The 13,984-nt window shown below is 71.1% G+C and carries 1 pseudogene; it reads left to right on the forward strand.

Annotated elements, in window-relative coordinates:
* Window positions 1-21: 21 nt before the first annotated feature.
* Window positions 22-13,554, forward strand: a pseudogene (locus ACZOOI_RS00045) (non-ribosomal peptide synthetase); the annotation flags it as partial.
* Between the last annotated feature and the right edge of the window lie 430 nt (window positions 13,555-13,984).

Here is a 13,984-nt window from a genome sequence, read left to right on the forward strand (position 1 = left end):
CCGCTTAGGAGTACGTCGATGATCCCGTTGTCCTATGCCCAGCGCCGGATGTGGTTCCTTCACCGTCTGGAGGGCCCATCCGCGACGTACAACATCCCGTTCGTACTGCGCCTGGACGGGCCGCTGGACACGACGGTCCTGGCCGCGGCGGTGACCGATGTCGTCACCCGGCACGAAACCCTGCGCACCCTGATCGCGGAGGACGCGGACGGCGTGCCGGCGCAGCGGGTCCTGCCCCCGGACGAGGCGGTCCCCCGGTTCCGGGTGGTGGACATGGCCGCCGACGCGGTGGCCGCCGCGCTGCCCGAGGTCGCGCGTGAGGGGTTCGACCTGCACACGGAACTCCCGGTGCGGACCACCGTGTTCCGTCTCTCTCCGCAGGAACACGTGGTGGTGTTCGTGTTCCACCACATCGCCGCCGACGGGGCGTCGGTGGCGCCGTTCCTGCGGGATCTGGTGTCGGCGTACTCGGCTCGCCGCCTGGGGCGGCCACCGGAGTGGACGCCGCTTGCGGTGCAGTATCGGGACTACACACTGTGGCAGCGGCAGCTACTGGGCGACGAGACCGATCCGGGGAGTATCGCCGCGCAGCAACTCGCGTACTGGCGAGAGGAATTAGCCGGGGCGCCGCAGCCGGTGCAGTTGCCGCTGGACCGACCCCGGCCGACGGTGGGCGGCCACGGCGGCGGCCATGTCGACTTCGAGGTGGCACCCGAGCTGCTGGGGGGTCTGCGCGCGCTGGCCGCGGCCCACGGTGCCACGGCACCGATGGTGACCCAGGCAGCGCTGGCGGTACTGCTGTACAAGCTGGGTGCCGGGGAGGACGTGACGATCGGCAGCCCGATCGAGGGGCGCGCCGACGAACAACTCGACGATTTGATCGGGTACTTCGCCAACACCTGGGTGTTGCGTGCCGATCTGTCGCGGAACCCGTCCTTCGGCGACCTGCTGGATCAGGTGCGGGACCGGGCGCTTGCCGCGTACGACAACCAGGACATGCCGTTCGAGCGGCTGGTGGAGCTGCTCGGCCCGGACCGCACCACGTCGTACCAGCCGCTGTTCCAGGTGATGCTCGCCTGGCAGTTCGTGTGGTCGGCGATCGAACTGCCAGGCCTGCGGGTGACTCCCGTCCCGGCGGGCACCGGTACCGCCAAGTTCGACCTGTTCTTCAACATCATCCCGCGCGCGTCCGGGGACGCGTACGGGCGGCTGGAGTACGCGGCGGAACTGTTCGACCACGCCACGGCCGAGAGTCTTGTCGATCGTTTCGTGCGGGTGTTGCGGCAGGTGGTCGCCGATCCCGAGGCGCGGCTCGCCGCGGTGGACGTGCGCACCGAGGACGAACGGGATCGGCTGGCCCGGCTGAACGAGACGACGGTGCCGGTGCACGGGGCCACGGTGCCGGAGGTGGTCGCCGCGCGGGTCGCGCTAACGCCGGACGCGACGGCGGTGGTGTGCGGGCGAACCACGTTGTCGTACCGGAAGTTGCAGGAGCGCGCCGACCGACTGGCCGCGGTGCTGCGTGAGCGCGGGGTCGGGCCGGATGTGCTGGTGGCCGTGGCCCTGCCCCGCACCGCGGACCTGGTCGTCGCGCTCCTGGGGGTGCTCGGGGCCGGCGGCGCCTACCTGCCGATCGACCCCGACGACCCGGCCGCACGCGTCGACCTCCTGTTGCGCACGGCCGACCCGGCACTGGTGCTGACCGATCGGGCGACGGCGAAGACGGTGGCGCGGTGCCGACCGCCGGTGCTTCACCTCGATGATGCGACCGTCGACGACCCGGACGTCGACGGCCCTGTCATCGCGGCACCGGACGTCGCCGTCGGACCGGACAACCTGGCCTATGTGATGTACACGTCCGGGTCGACCGGAATCCCCAAGGGCGTCGCCGTCACCCACGCCGGGGTGGTGAACGGGATACGGGACCTGGGCCGGTTGGCGCACATCGACTCCGGGTCTCGGATGCTTGCGGCGACCTCGGTGAACTTCGATGTGTCGGTGTTCGAGATGTTCACCGCGCTCGCCGCGGGGGCGAGCGTCGAGATCGTCCGCGACGTACTGGAACTCGCCGAGCGCGGCGGTTGGTCGGGTACCACCGTCAGTGCGGTGCCGTCGGTGTTCTCCGCGCTGCTCGACGACCTCGTCGGGAATGCCTCGGGTGGCCCGGCTCCGGGCGGTCCCGAACTCGACGTGGACACCGTGATCTTCGCCGGCGAGGCGCTCTCGGCCGAGCTGGTCGACAGGGTTCGCGACGCCCTGCCCGACGTTCGTGTCGTCAACGCCTACGGGCAGACCGAGAGTTTCTACGCGTCCACGTTCACGGTGCCCGGGCAACCGGTCGGGACCGGGGCCGGCACGGTGCCGATCGGTCGGCCCCTCGCCAACATGCGCGCCCACGTACTGGGCCCGGACCTCGCGCCGGTCGCGCCGAATGTGATCGGGGAACTGTACGTCGCCGGGATGCTCGCCCGTGGTTACCACCGGAACGGCGCGGCGACCGCGGAGCGGTTCGTGGCCTGTCCCTTCGGTCCCGCCGGTGCGCGGATGTACCGCACCGGTGACCTGGCCCGGTGGAACGGTGACGGTGAACTGGTATACGCGGGACGCGCCGACGGCCAGGTGAAGGTCAACGGTATCCGGGTCGAGCCGACCGAGATCGAGGCGGTTCTCGCCGGGCATCCCGCGGTGAGCCGGGCGGCGGTGACGGTTTGGGCGGACCACGCGGGAGGCGGGCGGCTCACGGGCTATGTGGTGCCAGTGGCCGGCGGTGCCAGGGACGGCGACTTCGCCCTGGACACCAGCGTGTCGGTGGCGGATCTGCGGCGGTTCATGGCCCGGCGACTACCGGACTACATGGTCCCCGCTCATCTCGTGGTGCTCGACCGGCTGCCGTTGACCGCGAACGGGAAGCTGGACCGGGGCGCGCTGCCCGAGCCGGAGTTCGCCGGTACCGAGTACCGGGCGCCGAGCACCGCGACGGAGCGGGTCCTGGCCGAGGTGTACGCCGATGTCCTGGACGCCGAACGGGTGGGTATCGACGACGACTTCTTCGCCTCCGGCGGGGACAGCATCCGTTCCATCCAGGTGGTCGCGCGCGCCCGGACGCGCGGCGTGGCGGTCGGCACGCGGGAGATTTTCGAGCACCGTACCGTCGCCCGGCTCGCGGAGCTGGTCGAGGGCCGCGCCGAAGAGGAGCGGGTGACCCTGGCCGAGTTGCCGGGTGGCGGGGTGGGTTGGGCTCCGTTGCCCCCGACGGCGGCGCATGTTCTGGCGTCGGGTGGTGGCATCGGCCGATTCTGCATGTCGGCGATGCTGACCCTGCCCGAGGACGTCGATCGTGCCGGGCTGATCGCGGCGGTGCAGGCCGTGCTGGATCGGCACGACGTGCTGCGTGCGCGGCTCGACCGGGCGAGGCCGGGGTTGTGGATCGAAGCGGTCGGTGTCGTGGCCGCCGGGGCGCTGGTGCGGGAAGTGCCGTACGCGGACGCCGACGTGCCGGCGGAGTTGCACGCGGCCGCGGGTCGGCTGGATCCGGACGCGGGTGTGATGGCGCAGTTCGTATGGTTCACCGCCGCCGGCACCGGCGACGCGGGCCGGTTGTTGATCGTGCTGCATCACCTGGTCGTCGACGGGGTGTCGTGGCGGATCCTGGTGCCCAATCTGGTCTCGGCCTGGCAGCGGGTGCGCACCGGCGGCACCGCGGAACACGCCGGGGTGGGTACGTCGTTGCGCCGGTGGGCGCACGCCTTGGCCGACGAGGCCACCTCCGCGGAGCGGGTGGCGGAGTTGCCCGTGTGGCAGGAGATTCTGCGTGCGGACGAACCCGTGCTTGGTGCGCGGGAGTTGGACCGCACCCGCGATGTCGCGGCCACCGTGGACACCGTCCGCGTCCGGGTGCCCGCGCAAGTGACGGAAACCCTGCTGAACACGGTGCCCACGGTCTTCCGCGGCGGCGCCGACGACGGCCTCCTGGCCGCTTTGGCGCTCGCGGTGGCGCGCCGGCGCGAGAGGCGCGGGGTGTCCGCGTCCTCGACACTCGTCCGGCTCGAAGGCCATGGCCGGGAAGAACACCTGGTGCCCGGCGCCGACCTGTCCGGCACCGTCGGTTGGTTCACGGCCATGTACCCGGTACGCCTGGACCTGGCCGGTATCGACCTCGCGGACGCGTTCGCCGGCGGACCCGCCGCCGGGAAGGCGATCAAGGCCGTCAAGGAGCAACTCCGGGCGATCCCCGACCACGGCTTGGGCTACGGCCTGCTGCGCCGCCTCAACCCCGACACCGCGGCCGTGTTGGCCGGCGAGCGCGAGCCGCAGATCGGCTTCAACTACCTCGGCAGGTCCTCCGGCGCCGACATCCCCGACGAACTGCGTGGCCTGGGCTGGCTCCCGGACACCACGCACGCAAACCTGATCGCCGCACCGGACGCGGACATGCCGGTGTTGTCCGTCCTCGAGATCAACGCGGTGGCCGACGAGCACGGGTTGACCGCGTACTTCGCTTTCCCCACCGGTGTGTTCTCGCGCGACGAGGTGACCGAGTTGGCCGAGCTGTGGGTCGAGGCGCTGACCGCCCTGGCCCGCCATGCCGCGACCCCGGAGGCCGGCGGGCCCACCCCGAGCGACGCGCCGCTGGTGGCGGTGAGCCAGGCCGAGATCGACGCCTGGGAGGAGCGCTTCGGCAGGCTGGCCGACATCTGGCCGGCCACCCCGGCGCAATCCGGGATCCTGTTCCAATCGATGCTGGCGGGGGCCGCGTTCGACGCCTACCACATGCAGCTGGTGTTCCACCTGTCCGGCGCGGTCGACCCCGAGCGTATGCGCCGGGCCGGACAGGCACTGCTGGCGCGCTACGCGGGCCTGCGCGCCGCGTTCGTCGGCCGGGCGGACGGCGAGTTCGTCCAGGTCGTGCCGCAGACGGCGATCCTGCCCTGGCAGCACCTCGACCTGACCGCGGCCGACGAGGCCGAACGCGCCGAGGCATTCGAGCGGTTCCTCGTCCGGGACCGGGCCGGCCACTTCGACGTGGACACCCCACCGCTGTTCCGACTGAGCCTCGCCATCCTCGACCCCGACCGGGCCGAACTCGTAATGACCGCCCACCACGTGCTCTTCGACGGCTGGTCCACCCCGTTGCTCGTGCGGGACCTGCTGCTGCTCTACGCCGCCGACGGCGACCCGACCGGTCTGCCCGCGACCCGCGACTTCGGCGACTTCCTGTCCTGGCTCGCCCGGCACGACCACGAGGAATCCGCACGCGTGTGGGCGGCCGAACTCGACGGCGTGCAGGAACCCACGCTGCTCGTGCCGCACTCGGGCACCCGGCACGATTCCGCGGGCATCCGCAACCTCGAGGTGGTGTTCGAGGACAAGCACGGCCTGTCGCGCCTGGCCGCGCGGCTCGGCGTCACCCTCAACACGCTCGTACAGGGCGCCTGGGCCGTGCTCCTGGCGAATCTGACCGGGCAGTCCGACATCGTCTTCGGCGCCACGGTGTCCGGGCGGCCGCCCGCCGTGCGCCATGTCGACGAGATGGTCGGGTTGTTCATCAACACCGTGCCCGTGCGGGTGCGCTATGGGCGGCAGGACAACTTCGCCGATCTGCTCACCGAGTTGCAGGCGCGGCAGGCCGCGCTGCTGGACCATCACCAGCACAACCTCGCGGAGATCCAGCGGGCCACGGGGCTGACCACCCTGTTCGACACGCTGGTCGTGTTCGAGTCGTTCCCCGTCGACCGGGAAGCCCTCGTCGAGGCCAACTCCTCGGCCGGGATCGCCCTCACCGGGGTGCGCCCGTTCGCCGGTTCGCACTATCCCGTCGCCCTGACCGCCGCGACCGATCCGCAGTTGCAGATGGCCCTGCAATACCAACAGAACCTGCTGGACGAGGATGCGGCGGCCGACATCGTCGACCGGTTCGTCCGCGTGCTGCGCCGGGTCGTCGCCGATCCGTCGGTGCCCATCGGCGCGATCGACGTACTGGGCGAGGACGAGCGGGACCGGTTGGTACACCGGGTCAACGACACCGCCCACCCGGTGGCCGAGGGCACCCTCCCGGACGCGTTCGAGGCCCAGGTGGAGCGCACCCCCGACCGGGTCGCGGTGATCGCCGAGCAGGAGACGCTGACGTACGGGGAGTTCAACCGGCGGGCCAATCGGCTGGCGCACTGGCTGGTCGACCAGGGCGCGGGTCCCGAGCGGCTGGTCGCCGTGCGCCTCCCCCATTCGGTCGAGTTGATGGTGGCGATCTACGCGGTGGTCAAGGCGGGTGCGGCCTGGGTGCCGATCGACCCCGACCTGCCCGAGGATCGGGTGCGGCACATCCTCGACGGCGCCCGGCCGCTGCTGACGCTCGACGAGGCGCTTCCGGACGTCTGCGGGTACCCGGAGACGGACCCCGAGCGTGCGCTGGCACCGGACAACGTCGCGTACGTCATCCACACCTCCGGCTCCACCGGCGGCCCCAAGGGTGTGCAGATCTCGCACCGTTCGATCATGAACCGCCTGAAGTGGGGTCACGAGCACTTCGCCGTCACGGTCGAGGACCGGGTGCTGCTGAGCATCTCGTCGAGCTTCGACCCGTCGGTCCCGGAGCTGTTCGCCAACCTCCAGGTCGGTGCCGCCGTCGTCGTCGCCCACCAGGACGGACGCCGGGATCCGGCCTACCTGGCCGAGCTGATCCGCCGTGAGCGGGTGACCGGCGTGTTCTTCGTGCCGTCCCTGCTCGAGGCGTTCGTCGCCGAACCCGCGGCCGGGCGGTGCGACAGCCTGCGCTATCTCCAGGCCGGAGGGGAGGCACTGTCGCTCGCACTCGCCCGCAGGACCGCCGAACTGCTGCCCGACTGCGTGCTGTACAACCACTACGGACCCACCGAGGCGACGATCGAGGCCACGACCTGGCGGTACGTGCCGGGTGCGGAGCGGATACCGATCGGCACCCCGTTCTGGAACGTACGGGTGTATGTCCTGGACGCCGCGCTGCGCCCGGTCGCCTCGGGGGTCGCCGGCGAGTTGTACGTCGCCGGTGCCGGCTTGGCGCGGGGCTACCTCGGGCAGGGCGCGCTGACCGCGAACCGGTTCGTGGCCTGCCCGTTCGGGGCGCCCGGTACGCGGATGTACCGCACCGGGGACCTGGTGCGGTGGAACAGGGACGGCCAGGTCGAATACATCGGACGCACGGACTTCCAGGTGAAGATCCGCGGCTTCCGCATCGAACCGGGCGACATCGAGCAGGTGCTGACCGGGCATCCCGGTGTCGCGCAGGCGGCGGTCGTGGTGCGCGAGGACCACAAGCGCGACAAACGCCTCGTGGCGTACGTGGTGCCCGCCCCGGAGGCCGCGCCGGCCGATGCCGAGGCGCAGGTGGACGAGTGGCGCCAGGTCTACGACGACACCTATGCCGACAGCGACGATGGTGGCGCGGCGTTCGGCGAGGACTTCCGAGGGTGGAACTCCAGTTACACCGGCGAGCCGATCCCCCTCGACCAGATGCGGGAATGGCGGGACGCCGCAGTGGCACAGGTGTTGCGGTTCGCACCGCGACGGGTGCTGGAGATCGGCGTGGGCTCCGGTCTGCTCCTGGCCGGGATCGTCGGCGAGGTCGACGAGTACTGGGGCACCGACTTTTCGCCCACGGTGGTGGACCGGGTCCGGGCGCAGGTCGAGCGGGCCGGCCACGGCGACCGGGTCCGGCTCGGTGCCCAGGCGGCCGACGACACGTCCGGGCTGCCGCGGGGCTGGTTCGACACCGTGGTGCTCAACTCGGTGGTCCAGTACTTCCCCGACATCGAATACCTGGACCGGGTGCTGCGCGAGGGCATGGAACTCCTGGCGCCCGGCGGCCGGTTGATCGTCGGCGATGTCCGCAACGCCAGGACGCTGCGGCTGTTGACGACCGCGGTGCAGCGTGCGACGCATCCGCTCGCCTCCCACGAGGAGTTGCGAGCATCGGTGGAGCAGGCGCTGCTCGCCGAGCGGGAGTTGCTCATCGCCCCGGAATGGTTCGCCGAATGGGCGGCGGAGCGCTCCTTCGGGGTCGACATCCGCTTGAAGCCGGGGCGTGCGCACCACGAGCTGACCCGGCACCGCTACGAGGTCGTGCTGCACAAGGAGCCGACCGACGTGCTGGACCTGGCCGAGGTGCCGGCGGTGCCGTGGGGCCGGGAGGTGTCCGACCTCGCCGACCTGGACCGAGTGGGCGACGGCCCGGTGCGACTGGCGGACATCCCCAACGCGCGCCTGGTGCGGGAGGCCGCCGCGGCGACCTCCACCGGTTTGTCGAGCACGCCCGTACTCTCCGGCAGGCCGGTCGATCCGCAGGACCTCACCACGTGGGCACGGCAACGGGGCCTGGACGCGGTCCTCACCTGGTCCGGCCGGGCCGCCCACGCCTTCGACGCGATTCTCCTGCCCGAACAGCCGACCGGAGGGCGAACCACCTTCTCCGGAGCGTTCGTTCCCGGCGCGGCGTCCGGACGGACCCGGGCGAACTCCCCCGCCGTGGCCAAGGCGCTCGGTCCGCTGCTGGCCGGACTGCCCGAGTACCTTCGCGGGCGCCTGCCGGACTACATGGTCCCGGCCGTACTGGTACCCCTTTCGGAACTACCGCTCAACGCGGCCGGCAAACTCGACCGACGCGCGCTGCCCACCGGGCACACCACCACCGTGGGCACCGGAAAGCCGCGCAACCCCCGCGAGGAAAAGTTGTGTTCCCTCTTCGGCGAGTTGCTCGGCCTGGAACGGGTCGGCGTCGACGACAACTTCTTCAAACTCGGCGGCCACTCGCTCCTGGCCACCCGCCTGATCAACCGCGCCCGCGCCGAGATGGGGATCGAGATCCCCATCCGTACCGTCTTCGACCTGGCGACGGTGGCCGCGCTCGCCGCGTGGTCGGAGGAATCGGCCGCCCCACGCCGCCCCCGGTTCGTGCCGGGTGACCGCGCCCGGGCACATGCCCTGCCCACGCTGTCCTTCGCACAGCGCCGCATGTGGATTCTGCACCGTCTGGAGCAGGGGGCGGAGACCTACAACGTCTCGCCCACGTTCCGACTGACCGGGACGCTGGACCGGGACGCTCTCGTCGCGGCGATCCGCGATGTCGTCGACCGGCACGAGATCCTGCGCACCACGTATGTGACGGACGACGACGGCGAGCCCCGGCCGCGCATCCTGCCGTCGGCCGAGGCACTGGTCCAGGTGCAGGTGCAGGTGGTCGAGGTGACGCCCGAGGACGAGTCCGCCGCGATCGACCACGCCGCCGGGCACCGGTTCGACCTCGCGGCCGAAATCCCGTTCCGGGCGACTCTGCTGCGCCGTTCCGTCCGGGAACACGTACTGGTCCTGGTGATCCACCACATCGCCACGGACGGCAGCTCGGGCGCGCCGCTGGCCCGAGACCTGGCCGATGCCTACGCCGCGCGCCGGGACGGTCGAGCGCCGGGGTGGGAGCCGTTGCCCGCGCAGTACCGGGACTACGCGCTCTGGCAGCGCGAGGTGCTCGGAGACGTGACGGACCCCGGCAGTCTCGCCGCGGCACAGACCGAATACTGGCGTGCGGAACTGGCCGGGGTACCACAGCCGCTGAGCCTGCCGCTCGACCGCCCGCGACCCGCGGCGAGGAGCTCGGAGGGCGACGTGGTCGACCTCGTCGTCGAGCCGAACCTGGCGACCGCCGTGCAGAGGTTGGCCGACGAGCACGGAGCGACCATGGCGATGGTCCTCCAGGCCGCGCTGGGGGTAGTGCTCGGCAGGCTCGGAGCCGGGGAGGACGTGCCGATCGGCGGTCCGATCGCCGGGCGCACCGACGAGGCGCTGGCCGAGATGGTCGGGTTCTTCGTCAACACCCAGGTGCTGCGCGTGGACCTGTCCGGCGACCCGTCGTTCACCGACCTGCTCGCCCGGGTACGGGAGAAGGCGCTGGCGGCCTACGAGCACCAGGACGTCCCGTTCGAGACGCTGGTCGAGGTCCTCGACATCGAGCGCTCCGCTGCGTACCAACCGCTGTTCCAGGTGATGTTCGCCTGGCAGAACTTCGCCAAGCGCCGACTCGAACTCAGCGGGCTCGACGTGGAATTCGAGCAACACCTCACCTCGACCGCCATCGCCGACCTGCTGTTCAGCCTGGCCGTGGACGACGCGGGGGCGCTGCGGGGCGACCTCCAGTACGCGACCGAGCTGTTCGACCGGGACACGGCCGAGGCCATCGCCGCTCGCTTCGTCCGCGTACTGGAGCAGTTGGTCGCCGACCCGCAATCGCCGATCGGTGCCGTCGAGGTGTTGTCGGCGGACGAACGAGACCGGATGGTGCGGCGGGTCAACGACACGGCGCACCTGGTGGCCGCCGACACCCTGCCGGACGCGCTCGAGGCCCAGGTGGCGCGTACCCCGGACCGGGTCGCGGTGATCGGCGAGGACGAGACGCTGACCTACCGGGAGTTCGACCGGCGTGCCAACCGACTGGCGCACTGGCTGGTCGAACAGGGCGCGGGCCCCGAGCAGTTGATCGCGGTGCGGATCCCGCGCTCCGTCGACCTGATGGTGGCGATCCACGCCGTGGTCAAGACCGGCGCCGCCTACCTGCCCGTGGACACCGAACTTCCCGAGCAGCGGGCTCGGCAACTGCTGGACGGCGCCAAGCCGTTGCTGGTGCTTGACGGGACGCTGCCGGACGTGTCCGGGTACCCGGTGCGGAATGCGAACCGGGAGCTGTCACCGGACAACGCCGCGTACGTCATCTTCACCTCCGGCTCCAGCGGCGGCCCGAAAGGCGTGCAGGTATCGCACCGGTCGATCATGAACCGGCTGGAGTGGGGCCTGACGCACTTCGACGTCGGCGTGGAGGACCGCGTGTTGCTGAGCACGTCGGCGAGCTTCGACGTGTCGGTGCCCGAATTGTTCGCGCCGCTGCTGGTGGGCGCGGCCGTGGTGATCGCGCGTCCGGACGGGCGCCGGGATCCGGCCTACCTGGCCGACCTGATCCGCCGTGAGCGGGTGACCGGCGCGGATTTCGTGCCCTTCCTGCTGGAGGCGTTCGTCGCCGAACCCGCGGCCGCGGAGTGCACGAGCCTGCGCCGGATCGAGGTCGCGGGCGAGGCGTTCCCGGTCGCGCTCGCCGACAAGGTCGCGAACCTGCTCCCGCACTGCGCCGTGTACAACCTCTACGGCCCCACCGAGGCCGCCGTCGAAGTCACGTCCTGGCGGCACGTGCCCGGCGGGGACCGGGTGCCGATCGGCACGCCCATCTGGAACACGCAGGTGTACGTGCTGGACACGGCGCTGCGTCCGGTGGCGCCGGGGGTGGCCGGTGAGCTGTACCTGGCCGGTGCCGGTCTGGCGCGCGGATATCCGGGGCGGACGGCGGCGACCGCCGAGCGGTTCGTGGCGTGCCCGTTCGGCGCTCCGGGCACTCGGATGTACCGCACCGGGGACCTGGTGCGCTGGAACGGGGATGGGCAGATCGAGTACATCGGCCGCACCGACTTCCAGGTCAAGGTTCGCGGGTTCCGCATCGAGCCGGGTGAGATCGAGCAGGCGTTGACCGGACATCCCGGTGTGGCCCGGGCGGCGGTCGTGGTGCGCGACGACCACGAGGGTGACCGGCGCCTCGTGGCGTATGTGGTGCCCGCCTCGGATGCCGCGCGGGCGGATGCCGACGCACAGGTGGACGAGTGGCGTCAGGTGTACGACGACGTCTACGCCGACTCCGGTGACGAGGTGTTGGGCGAGGACTTCGGGGGCCGGAAGTCCGGCTATACCGGTGCTCCGATTCCGGTCGAGGAGATGCGGGAGTGGCGTGACGCGGCGGTGGCGCGGGTGCTGCGGTTCGGGCCACGGCGGATATTGGAGATCGGTGTGGGTTCCGGTCTGCTGCTGGCGCGGATCGTCGACGAGGTCGAGGAGTATTGGGGCACCGACATCTCGGCCACGGTGGTGGATCGGGTCCGGGCACAGTGCGCCGAGGCCGGGCACGGCGACCGTGTTCGGCTGAGTGTCCAGGCGGCCGACGACGTATCCGGGCTGCCCCGGGGTGGGTTCGACACCGTGGTGCTCAACTCCGTGGTGCAGCACTTCCCGAGCGTCGAGTATCTGGACCGGGTGCTGTGCGAGGCCATGGAACTCCTGGCGTCCGGCGGCCGGTTGATCGTGGGCGACGTCCGCAACGCCACGACGCTCCGGCTGCTGACGAGCGCGGCGCAGCGGGCGGCACGGCCCAACGCCTCGCGCGCGCAGCTGCGGGCGTCGGTGGAGCGGGCGCTGCTGGCCGAGCGGGAGTTGGTGGTCGCGCCGGAGTGGTTCGCCGCGTGGGCGCGTGAGCATTCAGCCGGCGTGGACATCCGGTTGAAGGCGGGTCGGGTGCACAACGAGTTGACCCGGCACCGCTACGAGGTCGTCCTGCACAAGGAGCCGGCCGACCTGCTCGATCTGACGGGTGTGCCCGCGGTGCCGTGGGACCGGGACATGTCGGACCCGGCCGTCCTGGGCCGCGTGGTGGACCTGGCGGGTGGCGGCCCGGTGCGGGTGACCGGGATACCCAACGCGCGTCTGGTGGCGGAGGCGATCGCGGCGACGTCGGCCGGTGTGCCGAGTATGACCGGCCTCTCCGGCGGGCCGCTCGATCCGGAGGAACTGGCCGCCTGGGCGCGGCGGCGGGGTCTGGAGGCGGTCGTCACCTGGTCCGGCGAGGTCGTCCACGGCTTCGACGCGGTGCTGCTGCCCGAACAGCGAACCACCGTCTCCGGCGCGTTCGTTCCCGGCGCGGCGGCCGGGCGCAGCCGGGCGAACACCCCCGCGCTGGCCAAGTCCCTCGGTTCGCTGCTGACCGAGCTGCCCGAGTACCTGCGCGGGCGTCTGCCGCACTACATGGTCCCGGCGGTGCTGGTGCCGCTCTCGGAACTTCCGCTGAACGCGGCCGGCAAACTCGACCGACGCGCGCTGCCGGCCGTGTACACCGCCACCGTCGGCAGTCGTGAGCCGCGCAACTCCCATGAGGAAAAGTTGTGTTCCCTCTTCGCCGAGTTGCTCGGCCTGGAACGGGTCGGTATCGACGACAACTTCTTCGAGCTGGGTGGGCATTCGCTCCAGACCACCCGGCTCTGTGCCCGCATCCGCAAGCAGTTCGGCGTCGACCTGCCCATCAAGACGATCATCGACTACCCCACGGTGGCCGAGTTGGGTGGGCTGGTGCTCGCCGGCGGCACTCCCGGCGGCCAGGTCGACTCGTACGACGTCGTGTTGCCGTTGAACGTCGATCCGGGAACGGGCAAGTCGCCGGTGTGGTTCTTCCACGGCGGTGGCGGTCTCGGCTGGGCGTTCTTCACCTTCGCGCCGTACCTGGACCGGGCGGCGTACGCCCTGCAGTCGCGCGGCTCCAACGGCGTCGATCCGGTGGCGGGTTCGGTGGAGGAGATGGTCGACGACTATCTCACCCAGATCCTCGAGATCCAGCCGGAGGGGCCGTACAACCTGATCGGCTGGTCCTTCGGCGGCCCGATCGCGCACGCCGTCGCGGACGCACTGGACCGGCGCGGGCAGCGGGTCGAGATCCTGGCCGTCCTGGACTGCCCGCCCGCGGCCGACGATCCGGCGAGCCCGTTCAAGCAGGTGGCCGGTCGGACCGCGGCGATGTATCGGGGGGACGTCGAGGAAGTCCTCGGCGAATTCATGAATCTGGACAATATGGACGGCTTCCTGGGCAAGATGGCACGGGTCGGCGCCAACAACCTGAACAAGATGGCCGTGTTCGAATCACCGGTCTACCGCGGCGACATGCTCTATTTCAACGCCGTGTTGGACAAGCCCGACGGGGGTTCGTTCGGGCCCGGTTGGCAGCCGTTCGTCCTCGGTTCCATCGAGGAACACGACATCGACGCCACGCACCACGACCTGCACATGCCCAAACCCGCGGGCCAGATCATGCAGGTCATCGTCCGCAAGCTGGCGGACTGACGGGGGAGGCGCGGTTCTCGGCCGGGCGTCGACGATCCGTCCG

The organism is Embleya sp. L77, assembly GCF_055557415.1.